Genomic DNA, 25,332 nt, shown 5'->3' with positions numbered 1-25,332 from the left:
CTAGAATGAAAATAATAAAAACAACACTTAAAATAGTTAAAACTTAATTAGCAACTATTTGTGGGAATACTTCAAAATATCCTCGATCACTATTACTCAACATCCTAATTACTAATAAAATAATATTTACGATAAATGCTGTACCAACAATATTTAATAGGTAAACCCATTTTCTTATTTTTATAGAAGTTTTTTTTCTTCTCCGATTCAAAATACTGATTACGATTAAAACGAATGGGGAAGCAATAAAGTATACTAAACAATAAATGAATAATACAGCACTTATTGTTAACCAAAATATATTTTTATCTAAAGGGAGATAATCTGAAATCGATGTAGAAATTTGTTTAACTTCACCATCCTCTATAGAAAAATAAAGAACATTTGTAGGAATAAACATAGTACTACCTTTTGTCATTTTATAAACATTTGGATATGTTTGGACGTAATTAGCTTTCATACCTACCAAACTTACTTCAATTTCGTTCGCATTTAGTGATTTCACTGTAAGTGGTAGTAAATAGTAATACAAATTTAAAAATCCACTTTTCATTCTGCGAGTAGTAAGATACGTTCCTTCTGTGATTTGTGAGTTTGGTAAGTCCGCCAATTTTACTTCATCTATCTCTTTTTCTCCAACCAATTCCTTCGTCAGTCCATAGGAAATATCAGACTCTGAAGCTTGATTCGTTAATATTATTACTGCAAAGTTTTCTTCAGGGACGATATGAAAATTACTTGAAAAGGAAACTGTATTTCCACCATGTGTTAATCCTTTAAACTTTCCATCATACTCCCAAAAACCATGTGCGATACCAGGGACATTTTCATTAATAGCATAACTTTGCGAAAGCATTGTAACTAGCGTATTTTCATCCTCAAACAAAACGTTTTCATTTTCGGATTGTGGCATAAGTGCCATTGCAAACTTAGCTAAATCTGGTGCTGTTCCATTTATTTCACCGCTAGGATACATGGACATATAGTACGGTGTCGATAGTTTGAAATCTCCTTCTTCAATAAGCTCATATCCATTTACTTTGTTTTTTGTTATCTGCTCATTTCTCCCTAAAGACAAATATGAAGTTGAATCTAGAATACCTAATTTTTGAAATATATGTTCATCAACATATTCATTAAAGTCTTGTTCTGTAATTAATTGAACTATATATGCAGCTAGAGAAGTTGAATAATTAGAATAAGCAACGACTTTACCTGGACGATATACTTGGTTTGGCTCAGCAATTTTCAATCCTTCTTCTAAAGATTTTACACGGTATTCGTTAGCATATCCCGTGTCAAAAATATTTTCCTCAAATCCTGCAGTGTGATTCATCAAATCCAACATAGTGATAGGGTCATCATATGTTAGTTTTGTTAAAAATCCTTTTGGTAAATATCTGTTTATATCTTCATCTAAATCGATTTTTCCTTGTTCGACTAATTGCATGACCGACACCCAGACAAACAATTTACTTACTGAACCCCATTCAAAAACAGCAGTATTCGGATTTATTTTAATTTGGTTTTCAATATCTCCATAACCATATCCTTTTGATAAAACAACTTTATTATCTTTCAAAATAACAATGCTCGCACCCGCAGTTGTTTCACCAATATATTCATGTGCATAATCGTCTACGAAACGTTCTACATCGGATATTGAAATTCCAGATGGTGTTGTAAGTTCATTAGCATAAATTTTTTCGGTAAAAAACAAAGATAAAGCTATTATTAATATAATGGAAATTTCTTTATTCATGCGGCACCCCCTTACAATAGGATATATTAGCTAGTTATGGAATAGACGGTATTTCATATAAAAAATTATATAATGATTTTAGGTTGTTACGTTAGAGGACGGTTTTTTCGAAACGATTTAGTGGATATGCTTTTATTAAACCTTCCTACAGACAACTAGATAAATAAAAAGACCGTCATTAGACGATCTGCTGTTGTTCAACTAAAGCAACCCGTTATTTTAATAAAAAATATTGTAATACTACTAAAATAACTTCCCTATTCAGTTAGATAGTTCCCTAATTCGAGTCTGCTTTTTCTTTCTTTCCAATGCTATACCCAAGTACAATACCTAAGATAAGGGAAATTAATACATCCATTTCAAAACCTTTTGTTATCAAACTTAATACTACCGCTGTCACAACTGCCCCTAAGATTGCTAATAATAAATTTTTCACAAATCGCCCTCCCTCAACCGCGTAGGTTCAAATTGTTTTAATATTATAATTTTATACTAACATTTATTTATTATAGTTGAAATGTATTATTCAACTATACTGCTCCTTATGTTGAATAATAAAAGGGTGCTTAACCCCTAATTGAAGTAGAGCACCCGTTAGCCATACATGTAGCGCAAAATCAGCGCTACATCACAGAGGATGAAAATATATGCAGAACATTCAACGAAAAAATGCAGAAGGTTTGTTGAGAACTCTCTGTTAAAACCATAGTAATAAAAGTCTTGCGATTTGTTCTGTTACTTTGAATTTTATACCACTCAATTGAACGGGTAATTTTTTCTCATAGGTACTTATTTTATTTATATTTATAATACGAAGGTTCAACACCTTCGTACGCATACAACGTCGATGTGTTTCGTTCAACGGTGTAGGATATTAGCCAAGTATTTTTCGAATTTCCTATTTGCCAATTTTCTTTGAAGGTCACAATATATTTTTCATTCCCTATTACTTTAACGCTAGTTTCTCTCACAACGTTATACCCATCAATTGTTTCTTCTAAAGACCCAACTTCTTTCGGGAAATAATAGATAAGATTTTCCATTCCAGCAGATGCAGTGGTTATCGCATCTTCTTTTGTGAAAGGGGGTTGAGGTGGTGAAATCCATTGTAAAAATAACCACGACAGAAAAATAAAAGCAATAGGCATTAGTACAAACATTTTTAAACTTTTCCCTTTACTTTGTCTTTTGTAGAGCCATTTATCAATAACTCCGTACAGTATAGCCACAAGCATACCAAGCCACATTAACGCTTTTTCTTGAAAAAATAGTCCGTTTGCCAATCCAAAAACACCCAAAATAAGTATTGTTAACCAATCCTTTTTCAAGAACCATTTCCGCTGCACTGCATCCAAAATTAGCGACACAATGTTCCCGTACAGTAAAATAACGACTCCTACATAGATACAATAAACCAATAACCACCCTAGAAAAGAATGCCCTTTGTTATATTCAAAACCATCATAATTAAAAACCATACCGTACACCATCAACCCTGAAAAAGTAATTGTGGCAACAAATGTGGTTAACAGTTTTCTTCTAATTACATTTTCTATACCTTGTTCCATGACTTTCCTCCTCCCTTCATTCCCGACACAATAATAATAAACCACATACTCACTCTGAACCAACATTCCGTTAATAATATTTAAAAAATAAGTGCACAAGAAAAACCTATCCGCATGAACGTAACGCTGTTCAGTACAATAGTGCAAAATGCAAATTAAATGACCAAATAGATTACTAATTCACATATAGAATAGTGGTCTTTTAAATGCCTTTATACCAATTTTTCTAGGCGAATAGCGCTCGTTTTAGCATTTCAAATATCGGATGAGTCGAATGGCTTACAATAATTATCGTAAGGTAACATTATCGTGTTAAAATCAATGTTATTTAACCCGAAAAAAGCACCGCGATTAACAGTGCTATTTGTTATATAATTCGTGTTATTTGAAGCGTTTTCTTCTTTTTTGTACCACTAAACTGAACGGGTTAGCAATTTATTCACAGTTTCTTTTCGTAGATGCCATTTCATTAAACTTTTTTGAACCGTTCTTAGGAATGCTTAAAATTATCCAATCATTATCTCTTATTTGTTTTCCAATATATAAAATTTGCCCTAAGTGATAACTGATATGAGTGACTTCAGTTTGAATTGCTTGAAGAACACTTAAAGGTTGTTGTCTCAAAGTTATTGTTTTATACAAATCTTCTTCATTAAGATTTCCTAAGGAATTAAAAAGTAATTTCCATCCATTTGTCCATATTTCCATAAGCAGTTCCTTTGATTCAATATCATCAACAAATTCTGAATCTCTATCCCTATATGATTTCTCTCCATCAGTAGTTAAAAAATCTACCCATCGAGAATGCATATTCCCACTAATATGCTTTATTATTATTGCGATACTGTTCGATTCTTCGTTGGGTTTCCAATGCAGTTCTTTTTCCAATTGACGCATGATTCCCCCTCCTAAGTTGAATACACAAATTATACAATTCTTTTATATCCAATAAGAATATTTCTTGTTAAACTAACCTGCCCCTTTAGTTTAAGTACAATTTTTCACAATCTCAACTAAACACTAACATAAATATCCAAACTCCTTTAAGGTGATGTTCAATTAAATGGCCCTTTCATGAAGAAAGACGCTCTTTTCATTTCAGAAAAGCTCCCTATTGTTGAAGATTGTTATTAAAAAAAACCGTAAACCTTTAGTTGAATAAAAAACACAATATCGAAAAAATTCTTCTACCTTATCGTTCCATTCATCGAATTTTGATTTAATAAATTAAATAAAAAGTTGTTTCATTTAGAGTTCATATCAAAGATTAGACGTGGTAAACTGAATCTATGGTGTAATTTTGAAAGTAGGTTGTTCAATGGAATTTGTCATCTTTTTTATGATTGGAATTATAGGTAATGTTGTCGGTACATTGGTTGGAGGAGGGGGACTGATTAGCTTACCCACTATGTTACTTATGGGGTTACCCGTGCATTCAGCAATCGGTGCAAACAAGGTTTCCAATACTGTCAGTTCACTCTCAAGCTTTCTTGTCATATTAAAGAGAAAAGAAGTTTCCTCGAAAGAAGCATTATTAGTCCTAATGTTTTGTCTTGGAGGAGGTATTTTAGGTGGACTCATTGCTTCCTTTTTAAGCGGAAGTACCCTAACGATTATTGCAATCATTTTATTAAGCTTTGCATTTGTAACTTCCTTCATGAATACAGGTAATTTTGATGGAACTGAACAGTTTCATGCAAATAAAAAATCAGGAACTGCACTAATTGGTATAGGAATTTATGACGGAATGTTTGGGCCAGGAAGCAGTACACTTGCGATGTATTTATATGCAAGCCAAAAAATTGCCTATATCCGAGCAATTGGCTTAGCAAGAGTTGGGGTTTTTGCAAGTTGCTTTGGTTCTGCCATCACTTACATATCAACGGGTAAAATTTTCTGGCCACTTACCATAGCATTAATGCTTGGATCCATTATTGGTGCACAGTTCGGAGTAAGATTAGCTCATAAATTAAAAACGGAACATGTAAAACCACTTCTTAGATTAGTAACAGTTCTATTAATCTTACAAATGATTGTAGATTACTTTAATTTTTAAAAGTATCTTTTTTGAAGATACTAATTGAATTACAATTCTAACCAGGCAAACAAGACGTCCATCACATTTTTGGATCGACGCCTCCTCCTTGATTTAAGATAATATTTAAAGGGGTTCTAAAAAAAATTAAAATTCTATTCAATTTGTTCTTCAACTATCCTGCCCCGTTAGATCAAGAAGAAAAAAGGCTTTACTCCTTCTTGAAGTAAAGCACCTCGTTAGTGAAAAAAGCATTACATTCCTGATAATAAACTTGCAAATACAACCATCAAAAATATCAAAAGTGATATTCCTAATACTGTTATAGCCAACTTAAATCTATTCCTTTTAATAATTGAAATTACGGAAACAATTAAACCTATGAAAGCAATTAATAAACTAAAAACTGTAGGAATTGGCTCAGGTAATCTTGCCAGTGCGGTACTAAAAAACAATAGAAAAAAGAGAATTTGTAGTGAAAATGAAATTAATAAAGCCTTGTTAATCATTATGTACGTCCTTTCAGGGCAACCCAAGTATACATAAAGCAAGAATTGGAATTCCAATTAACTTCAAACTAAACTGTCCCTTTACTTTAAGACGTTTGACCCGTATAGAAGTTCTAATATTAAGTAAATTACCCTGTTTAATTTAGCAAAAATCATTTCTGCATATTGAACTATCCTGCCCCGTTAGTTTAAAAAGAAACTCGTTTATCTCCATCCGCAAACCATCGATTCGATCGCTGAACGGGTTTGTATGCTGCATGCACCTCTGGTTGACATAACGCCAATATTAGGAAGTAGTTACCTCTCCTCGGCTACCGAATGTTCAATTTGTGTTAGACGCCAGGGTACTTCCTTCTTTTTTGAATACATTGAAAAGTACTCTCTATCTTCCTCGATAAGATTCCAAACCATCTCTTCTTGCACCATTATCTTAAATGCTTCCTCTTTGTTTTGGTTGTTCGGATCGTACGCCTCAATCCAATGGTCTTTGTCGCTATGACCTTTTTTTACGACAACCAATGTTGAAGCGGTATATGTGAGAGGACCTCCACACGCAGCAAGAAATAATGATAAAAGTATAAATGTTAATCCCAAAGTTCTTTTCATTTTTCTCCTCCATGATTTAAAGATGATCTTGCATTTCAACTATTTGGCCCGATTGCTGAACGACCTTGTATAAGCCATACACACCAGGTTAACATAACGCCTGTTCATGGAAGTAGTTACCTCCATTACGCAATAAAAAGCAGTCAATTTTAAAATAAAGTACCTTGTTAGTTTAATAATATTGCTTTTGATCAACATTTGGAAACTTATTATTATAAATTTTGTTCCAAATTTTTAATGTACTTGGATAACAATTATTAATCGAAGGTGCTCCACTTCTCGAAAACATTTCATCAAAGACCTCATGTATCACTACAGCTAATTTTTCAACAGATGCAGTTGGTAATCGCGATACAATGCGACTTATTTCTGGATCATATTCATCCTCAGATGAGAAACTTAAAAAGTTCTTCGGGTCCCAATCATTAATTACTTCTTTTACAATTTGGTAGTGGTTCATAATATCCCTCTTTTAATATTTATTTTTAATGATTTATTCTACACCCTTATTTATCTAAGCTGCCCCCTTAGGTGAAGATGAAAAGCAATAGCTGTGTCAAACCTAGCCTGAAAAATTTGTTCGTGTACAAGAAAATCCGTTAGGTGAACAAGGTTTCGTTGAATTGTTGAGCAGGTATCGAGTTCGTTAGACTATTGCATTTTTAAACAAAAATGCAAGGTTTTCTACTAGTTGAGCTTTAGTGAGATCATCGTGATATATACGATAAACTCTTGTCTCGTCTGAGTTTAGTTTGACATATATAGGGTTGCCGCTACCGTGGGAGCAACTAGCTAGAAAAACGTATCCATCTTTTAACGCAGATATTCCAGGTTCAAATTCAGTGCTTTCTTCAATTATGTCGTCAACACCACCACATATCATATAAGAAATTCCGTCATAATCCTCATCTGGCTCATCTTCTTGGACCCCAAACTCCGTATCAATTAAAGGAACGGTTGTATAAAGTTCGATATACCAATTTGGTAACTTTATCTTCAATTCTTTTTCTAATTTTGCTATGTCACTTTCGCATACTGTTTTACCAACAAAATCGGGATATTTCATCTTAATTCTATCGACCAGTCTTCTGGCTTCCGAAGTAATTTCATTATTCGTCATAATTTAATACCCCCATAAAGACCTCACTTAATTCAATGTGTATGCACACATGTTTACATGCAATTTTAAAGTCAGTGACTTTTATTCAGCTCTTTTCGTTTGAGCATTAAACTATCATAACCAAATTTTTAAAAGTTCCTGATTAAACTAGACTGCTCCGTTTGTTCTAGAAGAAAAAAGAGCTGCCTAGGAACCCTTTGGTCTTCAACTAAACCAGCATCCGATAGTTTAAATACCTTCTCATTTACAAATCATCATAAGTAAATCCCGTTACAGAGAATTTGCCATAATTGATTACATCTAGCACCTGGTCAAGCAATCTCGTTCTAGCTTGCTAAACACGTAGTCTTGCATCACGACAAAAAATATACCTTTACAATTTCCACACCAAAATATCATTCCAATTATTTCTATAAATTCAGTTTACACTCAACTACTTCAATAAGTAAGTCCTTTTCAATGAAACACCCCTTTAGATAAACATCTAAAGGGGTAAAACGTCGCATCTTTTTTATAAACATCGCGGCTTTATTTTTAATCCACAGTGGCATCGTAACATAGGATTATGTTAAAAAATACCACTAAAGCAGATTCTACTTTAGAGGACATTTAGTATGGATTTTTTTCATACTACACTTAATGATTTGTTTATTGATAACATAATTAAATCCATCTACCTACAATCGGATAATTGTACTTTTCGTCATTCAGTGCTTTTACAATTGCTATGATCGGCACAATCAACCACATTAAACCAAATCCAATTAGCAATGGAATCCCGATAATTACAATAATAAGTATCGTAGAAACAACAATCAATGCTCCCATGACCAGTTGGAATAAGATTGCTTGTATCGCCATCCTTTTGACCTCTAAATCATCAATAACTAGATAAATGATAAACGGTACCAAAAATGGCATAAAGAAAGCACTGGCATGAATTAACACTTTTAATCCTTTATTCTCCATATAATAACCCTCCCAATCTTTTTCAAGTATTTTATTATACGAATAATCGGGAGAGAAAATTCATTTATTTCAGCTGAAGCTTGTCGTACAATTCATTGATTTTATCCATATCCACTTTTTCATGCACTTCATCTGACACACTATATTTTTCTTTTAGCGTTAAAATCCGCTTTACACTCTCATTAAGCCGCTCTTCTGTGATTTCCCCTGTTTCAATAGCCTTAATGAACGCATTCAAAGTATTTAGTTGAACTTCATAATCGCGAACTACAAGTAGCTGATCACTTCCCGCGATGAAGGACTGAACTGCCGCTTCTGGGATTGTATAGTCATTCGCAATCGCCCCCATCGTCAGATCATCCGTTATGATGACACCTTCAAATTTCATTTCGTTGCGAAGTAATCCCGTGATAATAGCTTTAGACATTGAGGATGGATAATCAGGGTCAAGTGCTGGAAATAAAATATGAGCGACCATTACAGCATCGGCACCTTCTTCAATTGCCTTTTTAAATGGAACTAGTTCCACGTTACGAAGTGACTCCAAAGTTGTCTCTACTTTCGGTAACACCTTATGTGAATCAACAACTGTATCGCCGTGCCCTGGGAAATGTTTTACGACAGGAATAATGCCATTGTCCATCATTCCACGCATCGTGGATATGCCTAGCTTAGCGACTTGATAGGGATCCGATCCGAAAGAGCGATCCCCGATCACTGGATTGCTTAGGTTACTATTGACATCCAGTACAGGTGCAAAGTTCATGTTATAACCGAATTCGTTAAGCACTCCAGCTAAATAGGTGCCTGAGCGGTAACTAACCGATTCATCATTGAGTTTACCAATTTGCGCACTTGTGGGCAGTTTAGGGATACCGACGGGCAGTCTGGAAACACGTCCTCCTTCTTCATCGACAGATAGGAATAGAGGGATTTTATTATGTTCATTTGCTTTTTTAATTCCATTAATCAGCTGTAGTATTTCATTTGTTGTCGCTACATTTCTTCCCATAATAATAACCCCACCAACATGATAATTACGGATGAGGTTATCCATCTCACTGGAAAACGAGGTACCTTCCACGCCAATCACTAGTAATTGCCCGACCTTTTCTTCCAATGTCATTTGGTCAATCGTTTCTTCTACCTTTGATAAAACAATCTCCTCCTTTTTGGGAGATTCTGTAATCGGTGAGTTTGTTACATCTGTTTCTTTGTCCTTATTTTTTTGTGTAAATTGAGAACATCCCGACATTAATAAAGTACAACAAGCGACGAGAAAAATGAACTTATAATTACGATTCACTGTCACTCCCCTTTTCTTATTGCTTCATTTCCACCGATCAATCGCAGCTTCAATATTACTAAGCGACACTGATCCCTTCTGCATAGGGGGTGGGCAAGATTTATTGTATTCAGCTATTTTCTCATTTAATTTTTCTATCCGCAATTCCAACTCTGCTGCAGCATCTGCACGTTGAATAGCTGTAATTGCGATTAATTCATCGCGAATTTCATGCTGCAGATTTAACCAATGTGGTTTATATCCGGCATCTTTAGCGATTCGCTGAAAATGCTGGAACGTATCACCCGAAAAGTACTCTTGTGATAACGGTTTCCCATGGCCCGCTAAATTATCCATGCCGCCTTTTTTTGTATATTCTTTTAAAATATCCCCGATTAGATCGTTGTATGGTGGGTTTAATTTATCGTTGCTCATACCCCTTCACTCCCCCTCCTTTATATTTTTATAATTTCATTTTTTCCAGATGTATAATCCAGTTTCATTTGTTCCAATTCGATTTTCATCTTTTCAGTTTCCATGATAAAGTTTTGCTGTTTAAGTTTTTCTAGTTCAATCTCATCCCTCATGAATTCCCCTTTAATTTTCACGATTCTTCTTTGATGATCCGTAATAATAGCAATGATTGGCACACTCATCACAAGCCCAACAATAATAACTCCCTCTAGCATTTCAATCGCCCCTTTGTCATGTAATTAATTCAATTGTACATTATTGCAATTGTCTGTCATACAATTTCAATTCATTTTGTTTAACTATCATAGGCTACGATGTGAATAGTTGGGTATACTTCCATAATACATTGCAGGAAATGGGGTTATCCAATTGAAGTTCACACTTGAGGAAGCCGTTAAAAATTATGCACTCCCGTTTCAATCTGATGCGGATCTTTCAACAATAATCGAAGCCATAGGTGATGCAAAAATCGTCTTATTAGGAGAAGCAAGCCATGGGACATCAGAATTCTACACAGTCCGGGCTAAGCTGTCCAAAATGCTAATTGAACAGAAAGGGTTTTCAGCCATTGCGGTCGAAGGTGATTGGCCATCCGCTCAGCATGTTAATCGCTATATAAAAGGATATAACGAAAGTAAAGATGATGCACAAGAAGTATTGAAAGCTTTCGGCAGATGGCCGACGTGGATGTGGGCTAATGAAGAGATTGCGGAGTTTGTCGACTGGTTGAAAATTCATAATGACAAAAGGATTCCCGATCAAAAAATCGGATTTTACGGAATCGATATGTATAGTCTTTGGGAATCGATGGAGGAAATTATCCGTTACTTAACAGAATCCAATCCCGCGGGTGCCGATCTTGAACTAGCTAAAAAAGCTTTTTCCTGCTTCGAACCTTTCAACGGCATGCCAGACCATTATGCAATTTCCACAGCTCACTTTTCACAAGTTTGCATTGACGAAGTGAGTGATTTATTATCGTCCATTCGCTCGCACAATAAACACTATATAGACGATCAGGAAACCACTTTAAATTTAAAAGTGAATGCACTCGTGACTAAAAACGCCGAAAAATATTACCGTGCCATGCTCCAAGACAACGCACTTTCCTGGAATATTCGCGATGAACATATGGTTGAAGCGATAAATGAAGTAATGAATCATTATGGAGAAAATGCAAAGATCATCGTTTGGGAACATAATACGCATATTGGAGACGCCCGTGCAACAACAATGCAGGAGGACGGAATGCTCAACGTCGGTCAATTACTGCGAGAACAATTTATGAAAGAAGATGTCTATGCAGTAGGATTCGGAACGCATCGGGGCACCGTCATCGCAGCTGAACAATGGGGAGTACCTTTCGAGCTAATAGAAGTCCCTCCCGCTCGTCAACATTCATGGGAAGATTTAGTACACAAGTCTGGCGCTTTCAATAAACTATTCGTTTTCAATGAAGATAACCGACACTATTTCACCAGCTGGATTGGCCATAGAGCAATTGGGGTCGTCTACAACCCTGAATACGAGAAATTTGGAAACTATGTACCAACTCAAATCGGAAATCGATATGATGCTTTTATATTTATTGATCAAACAAAAGCACTGGAACCGCTTAATCTAGGGGTAACGGTTACTGATATATGACATTATGATAGCGGAAGAATAAAAATCGTGGTTGATGAATTAATCACGATTTTTATTTCCATTTTAATAGTGTAGTTGCTGAACCCAATTTAATTAGTTTTCTCTTTGATTGTTTTCAACAATATCTTTAAATATTGCTACTTTATTGTTCCAAAACTGTTCGTAGAAAGTAAGCCGTGTTTGCAATTTCCGCAGTGGCTCTCCAAACGATAGACATTTTCACGTCCCATTTTTCGTGCAACAACGAGTTCGGTTGCATATCATCTATTATTTTATAATTCATAAAAAAGCTGACTGCACATAGCAATCAGCTTTTCACATTTATTTACTCCATTACTTATTCGCGAATGTTGCTGGCATGATAACAGCAACGACTTCTCCTGTTGCAACAACTGTGTCATCCGCAAATACTTCAACAGATACCTTAAACTTCTTCGGATGAATTTCTTCCACTTTTCCAACCGCTTTTAACAAAGTACCTTGTTTAGTTGGTTTCATATAATTCACGTTTAATGACGCTGTGACGAAACGTGGTGGTTCTTCTCCACTGCCTGGCTCATACCCATTTTTTCGGTGCAATGCAAGTGCGGCCGAACCAGTCCCATGACAATCGACAAATGATGCGATTAGACCGCCATAAACAAATCCTGGTATCGCAATATGCTTCGGTGACGGTTCATAATAGGTTACAGTTTCTTCCCCTTGCCACCCCGTTCGGAAATGGTAACCATCTTCATTTAAGCGCCCACAACCAAAACACCAAGCGAAATCTTCCGGATAGTCATCTTGAATTGCATGTACTACTTCATTATTCATATCCCTTTTCCCCCATTCCACATTCCTACGTCATCATTATAACATTCCGACAATCTATTCATCCTCTAAAATATCTTTCAGAAACTTTTCACGATGATCCAGGAAATATTTTGTGATCTGATAGTGCTCAGTCATTTCATATTCGGTTTCCTTTATTTCTCCATCATCAAAACTCAAGATTGTCGCATCAGGATAGCCTAAAATTATGGGCGAATGCGTTGCAATGATGAACTGGCAATTTTCTTCTCGGACAAGATCATGCATAATACGCAGAAACGACAGCTGCCTTTGCGGTGATAATGCGGCTTCCGGCTCATCGAGTAAGTAAATTGCCTTTCCATTGAATCGATTTAGAAATAGTGACAGAAATGATTCACCATGAGACTGATGATGAAGTGATTTCCCTCCGTAAGCATGATAGGAGCCATCGGGTTCTTTTGCCATTTCATCAACGTGTGAAGCAAAATGATAAAAAGATTCAGCCCGTAAAAAGAATCCGTTCGTCACTTTCGGCATCCATGACAAGCGAAGATAATCACTTAATGCACTTTCAGACGCATCTACTGCATATGTATTGTTTCTACCGCCACCCGCCGAATTAAACCCGCATAAATCCGCAACTCCCTCAAGTAATGTCGATTTCCCTGAACCATTTTCCCCAACAAAAAATGTAACACTATTCGTTAAATCCAACTCCGTTAGCGACTGAATTGAGGGTATAGAAAATGGATACTCCTCCTTTGAAAGTGACTCTTTATGAAGAAGCGTTATTTTTTTCAAAAACATTTGATTATAACCCCTTTCTACTAATTTCCCCGTGTGATTCTGCATAGATTATTAATGTACAAGCATGATCCCGTACATCTTCATCCGCGTATACTAAAGAAATGAATTACAGGAGGAATAGAACATGAAAATAAGAGCACTATTATCGATTGGCATTATGATTATAGGCACATATGCAATGACTCAACTTTTCCTAGGCTACGACAAGAAAGAGGTTACGAAGGTTCTTGGCACCACGGAATCTCAGTTTAGTGTAATGACCTTTTCGGAACCATCCCTTTCAGGTTCCTCCCCCAAAATTTGGAATATAAGTGATGAATCTGAAATTGAAAGCTTACTTGAATTCCTTCAAGATTATCATGTCCGAAAATTAAAACCTGAAAAAATTAATAAGGTTGATGATATCAATCAGTTCATTATTAATTTAACAGATAGTAATGGAGACAACTTTAGCATTATTGTAAATGAAGATCTAATCATCCAAAACTCTTCACTCTATTACGAAGTAGTTGACGGTCCACTAGATGTTGATTGGATTGTTCATTTTCTCATCAGCAATAAAATTTAACCTATCCAATACAGGGGGCAAGATAGTCATTCTATTCTTGTCCTTTTTAAAAAGACAATAAAATATAAGTTTTCTACTTGAGCATTGTTTAGACTCAAGCGCTTTTCTTATGCGTTTATTTAAGTTGATCAATCAAAAAAATAGCTATCATTAATATGAACAAAAGAAATATGGTATAGATTTGTAGAATCCATTGTTTTGAAGGTTTATTGAATTTCCAATCCATAAATCCTCTTACCATAGATACTAAAATCAGATAAGGTCCTAAAAATAAACAAAGTTAAAATTTTCATACTTTGTAGCTAGAGTAACGGAGCCAATGATAGAACCAATAACAAAACCAATCATCAGGATTGCCAACGCGAAAAATTGAAGACTTTTTGCGCGATTGTCCATTGTATTTGTCTTCTTTGTTATATGCAGCTTCCTTTTTAGAAATCGCTCTCCCAGCCACACTGCAATAATTAACACAATACCAATGATAATTAGTTCTTTCACTTTTCCTTGCACCCTATTCTTGAAATGAACTATATAGTGAACAAAAGATACGAAGGCACCTAACTCCATAGCGAAATCAATTGGTTTCATTATTTCAACATATATAGACTGATACTCTCAACTAATTTGTTGTTCCATATTTATACTTACGTCTATATCCCTTAGAAGTTTCACATTTCGTATATACTTATGGGAAGAGTATTTTAAAGGAGCTAACTAACATGGAATTTAAAAGCATCGATGAACAAGTCATTCAAAAATATCAACAAGATGAGCAGCTAATGATTCGGTTGTTTGTACAATGGTGTGCTAATAATGAAGTGAACCCGCATGAGTTATATAGCCGTGCATACCCAGACCAACAAGAAAATGAGACGATGAAGAAAATAGTTGAGGAAGCTAAATTTGAAGAAGAAATCGACATTGATAACGAAACAATGCTGGATGTCCTACAACTTTTCGGCAATGATGATCTTGCTTTTATCCTAACAGATGAAATCGAACGTCTTTCAAAAAAGCAAAAATAACACATACTATCTGAAAGTTGTCAAAAGAGGGATTTGTTTTTTTACTTTTACCCTATTCTACTATATACTATTATTTAGTTCGACATCCGTAATAAAAGGGAGAGATTAGATTGGTAAAGAGTATGCCGCTGCGTTCAGAAGTAAAGACAGAAGAAACATGGAATCTGCAAGACCTTTTCAAAACAGAAGAGGAATATGATGCTGCGATAATTGACTTGGTAAAAGAAGTCGATGCATTTGCCGAAAAATTCAATGGCAACATTAAAGATGCTAAATCAGTAATAGAGGCATTGGAAAGCTTTGCGGCTGTTTATGAAAAAGTGGTTCCTGTTGGCACGTATACGAGTTTGTCATCAAGTACAGACCAAACGGATGACGAAGCACAAATGCGCTCAAGCAAGTTTGGTTCCACTGCCGCAAAAATAAACAGCAAACTATCATTCGTCAACAGTCAACTTTCTGAATTACCCATTGATGTTTTGGAAGATGCAATGAAACAGTCAGGTGATTTTAAAAATTACTTGGAGAAATTGATTCGCAAAAAAGAGTACCAATTGCATCCTGAAGTTGAGAAAACTTTAGCTGCCTTCTCTTCCACATTCGCCGGGCCATATGGCTTGTATAACACGACAAAAATGGTGGATATGGCATTTGATGATTTCGAAGTCGACGGGAAAAGTTATCCGTTAAGCTATGTGTCCTTCGAAGGTGACTGGGAGGGCGAAACGGATACCGCCAAACGCCGTGCTGCATTCGATGCATTCTCAGCTAAGTTAAAAGACTATCAACATACAACTGCAAAAACATATGACATGCATTTACAAACGGAAAAAACAACAGCTGACCTAAGAGGGTATAATTCGATTTTCGATTACTTATTGTTCACCCAAGAAGTCGATAAGTCCATGTATGACCGTCAAATTGATTTAATCACAAAAGAACTTGCACCTCACATGCGGAAGTACGCGAAACTTCTGCAAAAAGTCCATGGACTTGATAAAATGACGTTTGCCGACTTGAAAATCTCGCTTGATCCAACATACGAACCAAAAATCACCGTAGATGAATCGAAGAAATATATTGATGATGCCCTTGCTATAATGGGTACTGATTACATGGAGATGGTGGATCGTTCATACAAAGAACGATGGATTGATTTCGCTCAAAACAAAGGTAAATCAACAGGAGCATTCTGTTCCAGCCCTTATGGCAACCATCCATATATCCTTATTTCATGGACAGGTAGTATGAATGATGTATTCGTCTTAGCTCATGAATTAGGGCATGCGGGTCATTTCTACAATGCAAATCGAGAGCAAAACGTATTCAATGCACGCCCATCACTATATTTCATCGAAGCACCTTCGACGATGAATGAAATGCTCGTGGCTAACCACCTATTAGAAAACTCAAATGATCCGAAATTCAAGCGTTGGGTTATTTCATCAATCGTTGCACGCACGTACTACCATAACTTTGTAACGCACTTACTAGAAGCTGCCTACCAACGAAAAGTCTATGAACGCATTGACGCAGGCGGAAGTGTCAACGCCGGTGTATTGAACAACTTGAAACGCGGCGTGCTTGAAGAGTTCTGGGGAGATGATGTGGAGATTAATGAAGGCGCGGAACTTACATGGATGCGTCAGCCACACTACTACATGGGCTTGTATCCATACACATACAGTGCTGGACTCACAATCTCCACTCAAGTATCTAAACGTGTCCTTGAAGAAGGTCAGCCTGCTGTCGATGAATGGCTCGAAGTATTGAAAGCTGGTGGTACAAAATCCCCTGCTGAACTGTCAAAAATGGCAGGTGTCGATATTACAACAGAAAAACCATTGCGTGACACAATCGCTTATATCGGTGATTTGATTGATCAGCTAGTTGTGTTGACGGAAGAAATTGAGGCAAACGAAACGGCTAACGTTTCACAATAAAACAAAAGCGCAAATGCCTGTTCAGAGGCGCTTGAGTCTAGACGTGAAATATCAGCTTTCGCAGGTTATCCACTGTACAAGATTTTATAATTTCCTAGGCAGGAAGAACAAAAAAGCTGACGAAACCGTAATGGTCTCGTCAGCTTTTTGACGTTGCTAGTTAGATTTTACTTCATCCACTCTGGTTTACCAAAGCCTTCAAAATCTGAATCAATTACTTTTTCAAATTCTGCTGATTCTACTATTTCAATAATATCTTTAGCAAATTGCTTATCAATGTTTTCCGTTTTTACAGCAACTACGTTTCTGTATATATCAAGCATGTCCTCTAGTGCTAGCGCATCTAATAAATTCATACTTGCAGCCAAGGCAAAGTTTCCAGGAACTGCCGCTAAATCAGTACCGTCAACTGAACGTGGAAGCTGACCCGCTTCGATTGGCTGAAACACCAAGTTCTTCTTATTCATTGTTACATCTTTTTCAGATACTTTTAGCACTTCTGCATTTGGATCTAATTCAATTAGACCTTCATCCTGTAACACTAAAAGGGCGCGGGCTCCATTAACAGGATCGTTTGGAATGGTAACTTTTGCTCCATCCTCAATAGCTTCAATTGTCTTGAATTTATTCGAATAAATGCCCATTGGAGCTGTTGGTACGATAATAAGTGGTGATAATTCAGCTTCCGTTTCTTTAACGACATTTTCTAAATAAGTCGTGTTTTGGAACAGGTTTGCATCAATATCGCCACTTGCCAGTGCATTGTTCGGCTGAATATAATCACTAAACTCAATTAGTTCAACTTTATATCCCTTTTCTTCAAGTCCAGGAATAATCGCCTTTTTCAACATATCACTATATGGTCCAGCGGTTGCACCAATTTTCACAGATTTGTCATCCGAAGCTTTTTCTTTGCCACCACAAGCAGCTAGTGCGGTTCCAACTACAAGTACTAATACAACTAATAGAAACTTATTCATAATTTTCTCTCTCCCCATCATCGTTTATCAATTACTTTTGAAATCCGATCTCCTGCAAACTGAATTACTTGTACAAATAGTATTAATATCACCACGGTCACTACCATTATTGTATTGTCGTAACGATAGTAGCCGAATCGAATTGCTAAATCCCCGATTCCGCCACCACCAACAACACCAGCCATTGCTGAATAGGCGACTAAACTAATTACTGTAAGTGTCACGCCTTGAATAATACTTGTTTTTGCTTCAGGCAATAGTACATCTTTGATAATCATCCACGGAGTTGCACCAACAGCGATTGCAGCTTCGATAACACCTTTATCAATCTCTCTTAGTGAAGTCTCCACAATTCTTGCGAAAAAAGGGATTGCTGCCGCAGATAATGAAACACTAGCAGCCCCAGGGCCAATCGGAGTACCTACTATTAAAATCGTTAAAGGGATTAACGCGACGAGTAAAATAATAAACGGCACAGAACGGACCATATTGACGATAAAGCCAATAACTGAGTTCAATGCCCGATTTTCTAAAAATAAGCCTTTATCGGTAGTGAACAGCAAAATCCCTAGCGGAAGCCCAATAACAAGTGCGATAACGAGAGAAATACTTATCATATAAAGTGTTTCCCCAAATGCTTTTGTAATATCAGGCATTAACTCTATAACGTGTTGTAAATCAATTCCCATTGTCAATTACCTCCACTTGAGCAGCTCGTGATGACATATAGGCAATTGCCTTTTCTATTTCGTCATCCTCGCCTTTTAGTTCCATCAGGAAAGTACCGAGTGGCCTTTCTTGAATATATTCAATGGAGCCGTGTAGGAAATTACCTTGTATAGTAAATTGCTGCACAGTATCTGAGATAATTCCATCGCCTGCGACATCACCTTTAAACATGACTTTGACCAGTTTGCCCGTGCACTTGCTCAAAATCATTGACGGCACATCAAATGACACAACACTACTAATAAATTCTTTCGTTAATTCTTCTTGAGGATCTGAAAATATATCATATACTTGTCCTTCTTCAATCACTTTTCCATCTTGCATAATTGCCATGCGATCACAAATTTCTTTCACGACATTCATCTCGTGTGTTATTAGAACGATTGTAATCTGTAATTCTTTATTTATTTTCTTCAACAGCCTTAAAATAGATAGCGTCGTATTTGGATCTAATGCAGATGTTGCTTCATCACACAGTAACACTGAAGGATTATTCGCTAGTGCTCGGGCAATACCTACCCGCTGCTTCTGGCCACCACTCAGCTGCGCAGGATAAACATCCCGTTTATCAGAGAGGCCAACCATTTCTAGTAAGTCCGTTACCCGAGCGTTTATTTTATTGGCAGGCGTTTTGGCTGCCCGTAAAGCAAATGCTATATTTTCATATACTGTCTTTTGGCTGATTAAATAAAAGTGTTGAAAAATCATTCCTATTTTCAGACGTGCCTGACGGAGATTATTCCCCCGTAACTTCATCAAATTTAATCCATCTACTAAGATCGTTCCGCTCGTTGGTTTTTCCAACAAATTTAGACAACGGATAAGAGAACTCTTCCCTGCACCTGAGTAACCTACGATTCCGAAAATTTCTCCTGTGTTAATGTCGAGTGAGACATTATCAACACCAGTCACGATTCTCTCTTTTGTTTTGTATACTTTTGATACGTTTTGAATTTGAATCATGCAATTCTCCTCTTTCTATAAATAGAAGTACGAAATCTCAGATGTCTGACCATATAAAAATGCTTCTCTCATATATGAAAGAAGCACCGAAAATAAAAAGGTTTCAGCTCATCTTTCAGAATGAAATTCACTCTGTAGGAGTTAGCACCTTCCTTACATTACGCAAGGGGTTGCTGGACGTCATCGGGCCTATCCCTCAGTCTCTCTTGATAAGTACCATTATGTAATTATTTTGATTGATAAGTTTCATATTAGTATGTCTCAATAAGATTGTCAACATAATATGTTCTGATATATAACAATTTATTATCATTTTCATTTCATTCCATGTATACTGACAATAAGAAAAGCGGAAGGCGCCGTCTAGACGCGACAGGCATAAATCAATCCAGGGGAAGGCAGTCTAAGAGCGCGACGTCCTGTCGCAACGACTGCATACCTGCATCCTTGCAGGCACGACGTGGCGCTCTTTGCCACATAGCTGGATTGCTTTCAAGGAACCTAGCCTAAGTACGCCGCGTCCTGCGGCAATGGCTAGGTGACCCACATCCTTTGGGCCTCAGAGCGGCTGGCGCCTGGAGCTAGACAATAAGAAAAGCGCAAGCGCCTTGGTAGACCCGACAAGCGCTGGAGTCTAGACACTGCTCCAAGTGAAAAACTTATACTATCTTACTCTTTTACACTAAAGATTGGATTACATAGAAGAGAGGTTATTACATGGCACTATCAAATCGACTCAAGAACCTACCACCGCACTTTTTCGCATCACTTGTTCGAAACGTACAAGAAGCACTTTCTGAAGGACGCGACGTTATTAACTTGGGGCGTGGAAATCCCGATCAACCGACACCTCCACATATTATAAAAGCACTCCAAGAAGCAGTCGAAGATCCAACAACACATGGATACTCCCCTTTCAGAGGGACTGCCGAATTAAAACAGGCTGTTGCTGACTTTTATAAACGAGAATACGATGTTCATATTGATCCTAAAACAGAGGTAGCGATTCTATTTGGAACAAAACCTGGATTGGTCGAGTTACCCCTCGCGATTATGAACGAAGATGAATTACTTTTATTGCCGGATCCGGGATATCCCGATTATTTATCGAGTGTAAGCTTAGCCAATATTAAATACGATTTAATGCCATTACTTGCAGAAAACGATTTTTTACCTGATTACTCTGCTCTTTCCGATGAACAAAAGAAGCAAGCAAAATTAATGTATTTGAACTATCCAAATAACCCAACAAGCGCAACAGCCACACTTCCATTTTTCGAAGAAACGATTGCTTTGGCAAAAGACAATGATATTGCAATTTTGCATGACTTTGCCTATGGTGGAATCGGTTTTGACGGTGCGAAACCTGTCAGTTTCCTGCAAGCAGAAGGTGCAAAAGAAGTTGGAATTGAAATGTACACATTGTCAAAAACGTATAATATGGCGGGATGGCGGGTCGGTTTTGCCATCGGTAATGCCGATATTATCGAAGCAATCAGCTTATTGCAGGATCATTTATTCATAGATATATTCCCAGCAATTCAGCGCTCAGCAACAGAGGCATTATCGGGAAGCCAGGATTGTGTGGATGAGCTCGTTTCACTTTACGAAAGCCGCCGGAATGTCTTAATTTCCGAATGTAAACGAATCGGTTGGGATGTCATCGCGCCCGCTGCATCTTTCTTCGCTTGGTTACCTGTACCAGAAGGATATACAAGCGAATCATTCACCAAGTTACTATTAGACAAAGCAGACATTGCCGTAGCACCGGGCCATGCTTTTGGAAGGTATGGTGAAGGGTATATACGTGTTGGCTTATTGGAAAGTGAAGACCGTTTAAAAGAAGCAGTTGCACGAATTGAAAAACTCGATATTTTTTCACGATAAAATAATTTAATTTGAATTTCATATCAAAAAAGCCAGGAGTTTTCTATTCTTGGCTTTTTTGACATGAAATATTCTTAGTTCGTTAGAAACATTGAAAAGAGCGAATATCATTTGGACTTATCACATGATGGATCCAGCCACGCCTTCTTCTCTGTACTTTCCAGCTAGTTATTGTGATTGTTTGTGTCATATTTATCTTCTAGTTTCGGAATTAATTTTTCCCATATCAGATATTTTCATATAAATTTCGATCAACTATGTGATTCAGATTTCCTATAAAGATCACACCTTTTTCATTTCAAGCTAAATCCAATCTGTATAGAATCTGCAATTCTCTTGTAGCCGATCTCTTGGTAGATTTTATTTGCTGTCGGATTCATCAAATCAGTGTAAAGCACACAAAAATCATATTTTTTTAGAAGTTCCTTTGTTCCAGCTGCTACCATCGTCCGCGCGTAGCCTTTCTTTCGCTCTTCCTTTGGTGTAAATACAAGGGAGACAGTTACGCCATGATTTGTCGGTCGGGCTTTTTTCATCATGGAAACTACTTTGCCATTATCCTCCCACAAAAATACTTCCTGTTCGGCTACAAATGATGCAACTCGACTTTTCACATCTTCCACTGCTGTTAGCGGAAGTCCTGCATCTTCCTCAAACAAGTTGAACCACATCTCAATGAGTGAACAATCATCCGTATTTGCCAAACGCCAAGAGCCTGGACTGTGTTCAAGTGTTTCATCTATATTATCTAATCGATACAATCCCTGGTCCATCATCAATTGAGGATACACACTTGTTTTCACTTCCCATTTCTTACTGAAGAGGAATGCCCACGGTTTTAAACCTATGATGGAACTAATTTCAATTTTAAGTTCCAATAGGTTTCTTATTAACAAATCCATACATTCTTCCAAACGGCTTTCATCCGTAAAAATTAGGTTTAACGGATGTGGATAGGTCATTTGAAATAAGGCTAGCACCTGCCCCTCCTCTTCAATCGTCGCCATAAACGGCTTCTCGTATCGGCCAGCTTTAATTGCCTGCAATACACCGAAAAAAAGACTGTATACATCTTCCCTTTTACCTAAAACAGGTTCAGCTTTCAATGCAAATTTTTGCACATCTTGATAACGTCTAAACTCCATCCCCACACCCCATTCACATAAAAATAATAAACATCGAAATATTATAACAATTCTACCACATTTAACCTATATGCTGTGACTCTGATTGAAATCCATTGGTTAGTGGAAAGCTCTCCTTATTGCACTGGAAATTATAAAGCTTCCCTGGGGATAATCTGCAAATGGGCCTAGAATGTTGCCACAGGTTGTGGTGTACTAAGGCTGCGTTCTTCTGTTACAGGCGCTTCCTCTTTTTTTTTGCAAATAAACGTCAAAGTGAGCTGAAAATAATGCCTGTCTTCTGTCCAAAAATGTTATTGGAGGAGCCAACCCCTGATCACCTTGTAAATTGCCAGGAATGCGGCCTTTATGAACAAGGGACACGGATGGTATGGGGTGAAGGTAATCCAGCGGCCCCGATTATGATTATTCTTGACAATCCCGGAGCACGTGAAGATCGTGAAGGCGAGTCATTTGTTTGTGGAACGCGGCAAACGCTACAAGAAGTTGCAAATGAAGCTGGCTTGAAAATAGATGATCTGTATGTCACTTTTATACTAAAAAGGAAGCCCGTTCGAGCATACGACAAAGAATTAGTACGTCAAATTTGTATGAGGCATTTAGAACAGCAGCTTACAGAAAAAAAGCCTACTCTCATTCTTTGTTTAGGAAATGTAGCCGTTCAGTCTTTTTTTCAAAATCCTGAAGCCGAAGTGAAGTCAATGCGGAGTAGTTGGCACGATATACGTGGATTCCAAACAGCGGTCGCCTACCATCCACTTGCAGTTAGACGACGTCCAAACTTACGTAACTTATTTTTGGAGGACTTGACTTTCGTTGCGGATCGCTTTCATTCTTTAGACCTCTAGCTACGATATGAAGTTTTTGTAATCCAATATTACTATTAGAAAAAATATTTATGTTTGATAAATTAATCAGATATGGTAGATAGAATTCAAAAAAAAAGGACACACAATTAAGCATGTCCTGTTACCAACTCAGATATTTGGTTGTTTTGAAGTATTCAATATTTCTAGTTCTTCTTTACTTCCAACGTGATCAAGTTCTTTATTTTTTTCAATTTCATGCATGTCAAGAACGTGTTGGGTAGGTGGGATTAATAGACTTATTACAATAATTGTCACTCCAGAAAAAATCACACCTGAGAAAACAGGCGTTAGCCACAATTCGCCCAACAAGCCCAAAAACCCATCCGATTGAATTTTCGGCCCAGGAACGTGAGTAAGTGACGTAATAATATAATATACGAGTCCAACAGATATACTTGCCCATACAGCCGGAGTACTTACCCGCTTCCAAAATGGGCCTAAAACGATTGGCCAGAACAATGTAACAAATACAACATCCCACGCTAAATAGGCTAAATCAATAACTTTTTGAGCACTTAGCGCCAGGATTAAACCTAACAATGCACTTGCAAGAATCACCATTCTGGAAAAAAACAATAGTTTTTTCGGATCAGGATTCTTATTAATAAAATCTAAATAAATATTTTTAGTAACAATTCCTGAGGTTGCTACATAACATGCCGCAACAGTTGACATACCCATCGCCGCCATCGCTGTTAAAAAGATAGCAGATAAAATAGGTGGGAAATAACCTTGTGCAAAAACAAGCATCAATGTTTCGGGATTGGAACTGTTCGGATAAATAGATTTAAAAGCTTCCCCTAACATTCCAGGTATCCAACTAATAGCGATGATTACTGAACCTGCAATAATCATACTCAGCTGTGCGACACGCGGACTTTTTGCCGCTGCAACACGCTGACCTAAGTCCACTGCTGGAATATCACCAAGAGCTAAAACTAAATAGAGTGTCCAGAATTCAACTCCACCTCTACTAAATAATTCATTTACATTCCACCAATCAGGGTTAAATGTAACATCAGGATAATAGAATAAAACAAATATGGTTATCCCAAGGATTCCGGCTACCGCTAGTGCCCCTTGAACAATTTCGGTGTAAGCGACAGCCCATAAGCCTCCAATAACGGAGTAGAGTGCCGTTAACGAAACAAATAATAGTGCAGCTGGAAGGAAATCGATTTGGAAAAGTTGTTGGATAATATAAGTACCCCCAACAGTGAGAGCTGCGGCATTGAAAATACCAAATGCTACCGCCATCACGATTCCCGTGTATGCTCCTAATCTTTTACTACCATATCTCAATCCGTAGTAGTCCGCTAGTGTCCATCCTCTTAATCTTCTTAGGGGCTTAGTCCAGATTAATGCCCCTAAAATCATACATGTACCTAGTCCGCCCATTGTTGCGGATCCTTCAAAGCCTCCACTTGTATAACCTGAGCCGACAGCAGCAAAAAAGAATGGAGCTGCTAATAACGCGGCAATTAAACTCCCAGTTACAACAGATAACGGCATACTCCAGCCCGCCACAATTAAATCTTCGGCAGTTTTGACGCGCTTATATCCTTTATAGCCAATGTAATAAATAAAAACTAAATATACACAAAATACGACGATATTCATCAATTCAAGTGCTCCTCATCTATCTT

27 protein-coding genes and 1 riboswitch are annotated in these 25,332 nt (G+C 37.1%); of the genes, 7 read left to right on the top strand and 20 right to left on the bottom strand.

The window, feature by feature from the left end; translation table 11 throughout:
- Nucleotides 1–43: 43 nt before the first annotated feature.
- The 4 genes from MKY15_RS14495 to MKY15_RS14480 all read right to left on the bottom strand — a co-directional run bounded on the left by MKY15_RS14495 (nucleotide 44) and on the right by MKY15_RS14480 (nucleotide 4,227).
- Nucleotides 44–1,762, bottom strand: coding sequence for a serine hydrolase domain-containing protein (locus MKY15_RS14495; RefSeq protein WP_342537851.1), 1,719 nt, complete (start codon nucleotides 1,760–1,762; stop codon nucleotides 44–46).
- Nucleotides 1,763–2,039: 277 nt separating this feature from the next.
- Nucleotides 2,040–2,198: a hypothetical protein gene (locus tag MKY15_RS14490; RefSeq protein WP_156475985.1), complete on the bottom strand. Its 159-nt coding sequence runs from the start codon at nucleotides 2,196–2,198 to the stop codon at nucleotides 2,040–2,042.
- 358 nt (nucleotides 2,199–2,556) lie between these two features.
- Nucleotides 2,557–3,330: a hypothetical protein gene (locus MKY15_RS14485; RefSeq protein ID WP_342537849.1), complete on the bottom strand. Its 774-nt coding sequence runs from the start codon at nucleotides 3,328–3,330 to the stop codon at nucleotides 2,557–2,559.
- Between the two features lie 435 nt (nucleotides 3,331–3,765).
- Nucleotides 3,766–4,227, bottom strand: coding sequence for a DUF1572 family protein (locus tag MKY15_RS14480; RefSeq protein WP_342537848.1), 462 nt, complete (start codon nucleotides 4,225–4,227; stop codon nucleotides 3,766–3,768).
- 421 nt (nucleotides 4,228–4,648) lie between these two features.
- Between MKY15_RS14480 and MKY15_RS14475 the strand changes: the two genes are divergently transcribed.
- Nucleotides 4,649–5,386, top strand: coding sequence for a sulfite exporter TauE/SafE family protein (locus MKY15_RS14475; protein WP_067207301.1), 738 nt, complete (start codon nucleotides 4,649–4,651; stop codon nucleotides 5,384–5,386).
- Between the two features lie 233 nt (nucleotides 5,387–5,619).
- Here MKY15_RS14475 and MKY15_RS14470 read toward each other — a convergent pair whose 3' ends face one another.
- The 8 genes from MKY15_RS14470 to MKY15_RS14435 all read right to left on the bottom strand — a co-directional run bounded on the left by MKY15_RS14470 (nucleotide 5,620) and on the right by MKY15_RS14435 (nucleotide 10,543).
- Nucleotides 5,620–5,874, bottom strand: a complete 255-nt coding sequence (locus MKY15_RS14470) for a hypothetical protein (RefSeq protein WP_342537847.1) — start codon at nucleotides 5,872–5,874, stop codon at nucleotides 5,620–5,622.
- Nucleotides 5,875–6,171: 297 nt separating this feature from the next.
- Nucleotides 6,172–6,480 (bottom strand): hypothetical protein, encoded by a 309-nt coding sequence (locus tag MKY15_RS14465; RefSeq protein ID WP_067207290.1) that lies wholly within the window; start codon nucleotides 6,478–6,480, stop codon nucleotides 6,172–6,174.
- Between the two features lie 172 nt (nucleotides 6,481–6,652).
- The gene (locus MKY15_RS14460) at nucleotides 6,653–6,940 is read right to left on the bottom strand and encodes a hypothetical protein (RefSeq protein WP_342537846.1); all 288 of its coding nucleotides are present in this window, start codon (nucleotides 6,938–6,940) and stop codon (nucleotides 6,653–6,655) included.
- 186 nt (nucleotides 6,941–7,126) lie between these two features.
- Nucleotides 7,127–7,600, bottom strand: a complete 474-nt coding sequence (locus MKY15_RS14455; RefSeq protein ID WP_067207284.1) for an SMI1/KNR4 family protein — start codon at nucleotides 7,598–7,600, stop codon at nucleotides 7,127–7,129.
- Between the two features lie 663 nt (nucleotides 7,601–8,263).
- Nucleotides 8,264–8,569 (bottom strand): DUF4870 domain-containing protein, encoded by a 306-nt coding sequence (locus tag MKY15_RS14450; protein WP_067207281.1) that lies wholly within the window; start codon nucleotides 8,567–8,569, stop codon nucleotides 8,264–8,266.
- A 64-nt stretch (nucleotides 8,570–8,633) separates the two neighbouring features.
- Nucleotides 8,634–9,875: a beta-N-acetylhexosaminidase gene (nagZ, locus tag MKY15_RS14445; RefSeq protein WP_342537845.1), complete on the bottom strand. Its 1,242-nt coding sequence runs from the start codon at nucleotides 9,873–9,875 to the stop codon at nucleotides 8,634–8,636.
- A 24-nt stretch (nucleotides 9,876–9,899) separates the two neighbouring features.
- Nucleotides 9,900–10,289, bottom strand: a complete 390-nt coding sequence (locus tag MKY15_RS14440; RefSeq protein ID WP_342537844.1) for a DnaJ family domain-containing protein — start codon at nucleotides 10,287–10,289, stop codon at nucleotides 9,900–9,902.
- A 20-nt stretch (nucleotides 10,290–10,309) separates the two neighbouring features.
- Nucleotides 10,310–10,543 carry a hypothetical protein gene (locus MKY15_RS14435; RefSeq protein ID WP_186669805.1) on the bottom strand — a complete coding sequence of 78 codons (234 nt, stop codon included), beginning with the start codon at nucleotides 10,541–10,543 and terminating at the stop codon, nucleotides 10,310–10,312.
- A gap of 154 nt (nucleotides 10,544–10,697) precedes the next feature.
- On the opposite strand from MKY15_RS14435, the gene MKY15_RS14430 reads away from it, so the two are divergent.
- Nucleotides 10,698–11,975 (top strand): erythromycin esterase family protein, encoded by a 1,278-nt coding sequence (locus MKY15_RS14430; protein WP_342537843.1) that lies wholly within the window; start codon nucleotides 10,698–10,700, stop codon nucleotides 11,973–11,975.
- A 333-nt stretch (nucleotides 11,976–12,308) separates the two neighbouring features.
- Here the strand turns inward: MKY15_RS14430 and MKY15_RS14425 are convergent, their stop codons facing one another.
- Complete coding sequence (locus MKY15_RS14425; RefSeq protein WP_342537842.1) at nucleotides 12,309–12,791, bottom strand: PaaI family thioesterase; 483 nt, start codon at nucleotides 12,789–12,791, stop codon at nucleotides 12,309–12,311.
- 54 nt (nucleotides 12,792–12,845) lie between these two features.
- Nucleotides 12,846–13,577 carry an AAA family ATPase gene (locus MKY15_RS14420; RefSeq protein WP_187047190.1) on the bottom strand — a complete coding sequence of 244 codons (732 nt, stop codon included), beginning with the start codon at nucleotides 13,575–13,577 and terminating at the stop codon, nucleotides 12,846–12,848.
- 124 nt (nucleotides 13,578–13,701) lie between these two features.
- Here MKY15_RS14420 and MKY15_RS14415 point away from each other — a divergent pair, with 124 nt between their 5' ends.
- A complete protein-coding gene (locus MKY15_RS14415) occupies nucleotides 13,702–14,145 on the top strand; it encodes a hypothetical protein (protein ID WP_067207247.1) in 444 nt (147 codons plus the stop codon).
- Between the two features lie 264 nt (nucleotides 14,146–14,409).
- On the opposite strand, the gene MKY15_RS14410 is transcribed toward MKY15_RS14415, so the two are convergent.
- Complete coding sequence (locus tag MKY15_RS14410) at nucleotides 14,410–14,643, bottom strand: hypothetical protein (protein ID WP_342537841.1); 234 nt, start codon at nucleotides 14,641–14,643, stop codon at nucleotides 14,410–14,412.
- A gap of 221 nt (nucleotides 14,644–14,864) precedes the next feature.
- Here MKY15_RS14410 and MKY15_RS14405 point away from each other — a divergent pair, with 221 nt between their 5' ends.
- Together MKY15_RS14405 and pepF are read left to right on the top strand one after the other, a co-directional pair.
- Nucleotides 14,865–15,170, top strand: coding sequence for a hypothetical protein (locus MKY15_RS14405; RefSeq protein WP_067207241.1), 306 nt, complete (start codon nucleotides 14,865–14,867; stop codon nucleotides 15,168–15,170).
- A gap of 110 nt (nucleotides 15,171–15,280) precedes the next feature.
- Nucleotides 15,281–17,113: an oligoendopeptidase F gene (pepF, locus tag MKY15_RS14400; protein ID WP_342537840.1), complete on the top strand. Its 1,833-nt coding sequence runs from the start codon at nucleotides 15,281–15,283 to the stop codon at nucleotides 17,111–17,113.
- A gap of 167 nt (nucleotides 17,114–17,280) precedes the next feature.
- Here pepF and MKY15_RS14395 read toward each other — a convergent pair whose 3' ends face one another.
- From MKY15_RS14395 to MKY15_RS14385, 3 genes are read right to left on the bottom strand one after another with little or no spacing between them, the layout of a single operon-like run.
- On the bottom strand, nucleotides 17,281–18,093 hold the full coding sequence (locus tag MKY15_RS14395; protein WP_342537839.1) for a MetQ/NlpA family ABC transporter substrate-binding protein: 813 nt from the start codon (nucleotides 18,091–18,093) through the stop codon (nucleotides 17,281–17,283).
- Between the two features lie 17 nt (nucleotides 18,094–18,110).
- On the bottom strand, nucleotides 18,111–18,782 hold the full coding sequence (locus MKY15_RS14390; RefSeq protein WP_067207239.1) for a methionine ABC transporter permease: 672 nt from the start codon (nucleotides 18,780–18,782) through the stop codon (nucleotides 18,111–18,113).
- Nucleotides 18,772–19,785, bottom strand: coding sequence for a methionine ABC transporter ATP-binding protein (locus tag MKY15_RS14385; RefSeq protein ID WP_187047186.1), 1,014 nt, complete (start codon nucleotides 19,783–19,785; stop codon nucleotides 18,772–18,774). Before MKY15_RS14385 ends, MKY15_RS14390 begins: the two co-directional genes overlap by 11 nt.
- A 105-nt stretch (nucleotides 19,786–19,890) precedes the next feature.
- Nucleotides 19,891–20,001, bottom strand: a riboswitch (SAM riboswitch).
- Nucleotides 20,002–20,502: 501 nt separating this feature from the next.
- On the opposite strand from MKY15_RS14385, the gene MKY15_RS14380 reads away from it, so the two are divergent.
- Nucleotides 20,503–21,672 (top strand): pyridoxal phosphate-dependent aminotransferase, encoded by a 1,170-nt coding sequence (locus tag MKY15_RS14380; protein ID WP_342537837.1) that lies wholly within the window; start codon nucleotides 20,503–20,505, stop codon nucleotides 21,670–21,672.
- Between the two features lie 293 nt (nucleotides 21,673–21,965).
- Here the strand turns inward: MKY15_RS14380 and MKY15_RS14375 are convergent, their stop codons facing one another.
- On the bottom strand, nucleotides 21,966–22,817 hold the full coding sequence (locus MKY15_RS14375; protein ID WP_187047184.1) for a GNAT family N-acetyltransferase: 852 nt from the start codon (nucleotides 22,815–22,817) through the stop codon (nucleotides 21,966–21,968).
- Between the two features lie 365 nt (nucleotides 22,818–23,182).
- Here MKY15_RS14375 and MKY15_RS14370 point away from each other — a divergent pair, with 365 nt between their 5' ends.
- Nucleotides 23,183–23,665: a uracil-DNA glycosylase gene (locus tag MKY15_RS14370; RefSeq protein WP_342537836.1), complete on the top strand. Its 483-nt coding sequence runs from the start codon at nucleotides 23,183–23,185 to the stop codon at nucleotides 23,663–23,665.
- 129 nt (nucleotides 23,666–23,794) lie between these two features.
- Here MKY15_RS14370 and MKY15_RS14365 read toward each other — a convergent pair whose 3' ends face one another.
- Complete coding sequence (locus MKY15_RS14365; RefSeq protein WP_255428679.1) at nucleotides 23,795–25,306, bottom strand: sodium:solute symporter family protein; 1,512 nt, start codon at nucleotides 25,304–25,306, stop codon at nucleotides 23,795–23,797.
- Nucleotides 25,307–25,332 lie beyond the last annotated feature (26 nt).

It is taken from the genome of Sporosarcina sp. FSL K6-1540, from assembly GCF_038620285.1.
Taxonomy (GTDB): domain Bacteria; phylum Bacillota; class Bacilli; order Bacillales_A; family Planococcaceae; genus Sporosarcina; species Sporosarcina psychrophila.
The sequence above is the reverse complement of the archived record's forward strand: the minus strand, read 5'-3'. Positions and strand labels throughout refer to the sequence as shown.

Coding starts and splice junctions, on each gene's coding strand:
- MKY15_RS14460 (WP_342537846.1), bottom strand. CDS start 6,940: ATGAACCACTACCAAATTGTAAAAGAAGTAATTAATGATTGGGACCCG.
- MKY15_RS14390 (WP_067207239.1), bottom strand. CDS start 18,782: ATGGGAATTGATTTACAACACGTTATAGAGTTAATGCCTGATATTACA.
- MKY15_RS14365 (WP_255428679.1), bottom strand. CDS start 25,306: ATGAATATCGTCGTATTTTGTGTATATTTAGTTTTTATTTATTACATT.
- MKY15_RS14375 (WP_187047184.1), bottom strand. CDS start 22,817: ATGGAGTTTAGACGTTATCAAGATGTGCAAAAATTTGCATTGAAAGCT.
- MKY15_RS14405 (WP_067207241.1), top strand. CDS start 14,865: ATGGAATTTAAAAGCATCGATGAACAAGTCATTCAAAAATATCAACAA.
- MKY15_RS14415 (WP_067207247.1), top strand. CDS start 13,702: ATGAAAATAAGAGCACTATTATCGATTGGCATTATGATTATAGGCACA.
- MKY15_RS14450 (WP_067207281.1), bottom strand. CDS start 8,569: ATGGAGAATAAAGGATTAAAAGTGTTAATTCATGCCAGTGCTTTCTTT.
- MKY15_RS14440 (WP_342537844.1), bottom strand. CDS start 10,289: ATGAGCAACGATAAATTAAACCCACCATACAACGATCTAATCGGGGAT.
- MKY15_RS14455 (WP_067207284.1), bottom strand. CDS start 7,600: ATGACGAATAATGAAATTACTTCGGAAGCCAGAAGACTGGTCGATAGA.
- MKY15_RS14425 (WP_342537842.1), bottom strand. CDS start 12,791: ATGAATAATGAAGTAGTACATGCAATTCAAGATGACTATCCGGAAGAT.
- MKY15_RS14480 (WP_342537848.1), bottom strand. CDS start 4,227: ATGCGTCAATTGGAAAAAGAACTGCATTGGAAACCCAACGAAGAATCG.
- MKY15_RS14370 (WP_342537836.1), top strand. CDS start 23,183: ATGGTATGGGGTGAAGGTAATCCAGCGGCCCCGATTATGATTATTCTT.
- MKY15_RS14420 (WP_187047190.1), bottom strand. CDS start 13,577: ATGTTTTTGAAAAAAATAACGCTTCTTCATAAAGAGTCACTTTCAAAG.
- MKY15_RS14380 (WP_342537837.1), top strand. CDS start 20,503: ATGGCACTATCAAATCGACTCAAGAACCTACCACCGCACTTTTTCGCA.
- MKY15_RS14485 (WP_342537849.1), bottom strand. CDS start 3,330: ATGGAACAAGGTATAGAAAATGTAATTAGAAGAAAACTGTTAACCACA.
- MKY15_RS14465 (WP_067207290.1), bottom strand. CDS start 6,480: ATGAAAAGAACTTTGGGATTAACATTTATACTTTTATCATTATTTCTT.
- MKY15_RS14435 (WP_186669805.1), bottom strand. CDS start 10,543: ATGCTAGAGGGAGTTATTATTGTTGGGCTTGTGATGAGTGTGCCAATC.
- MKY15_RS14475 (WP_067207301.1), top strand. CDS start 4,649: ATGGAATTTGTCATCTTTTTTATGATTGGAATTATAGGTAATGTTGTC.
- MKY15_RS14385 (WP_187047186.1), bottom strand. CDS start 19,785: ATGATTCAAATTCAAAACGTATCAAAAGTATACAAAACAAAAGAGAGA.
- MKY15_RS14395 (WP_342537839.1), bottom strand. CDS start 18,093: ATGAATAAGTTTCTATTAGTTGTATTAGTACTTGTAGTTGGAACCGCA.
- MKY15_RS14495 (WP_342537851.1), bottom strand. CDS start 1,762: ATGAATAAAGAAATTTCCATTATATTAATAATAGCTTTATCTTTGTTT.
- MKY15_RS14470 (WP_342537847.1), bottom strand. CDS start 5,874: ATGATTAACAAGGCTTTATTAATTTCATTTTCACTACAAATTCTCTTT.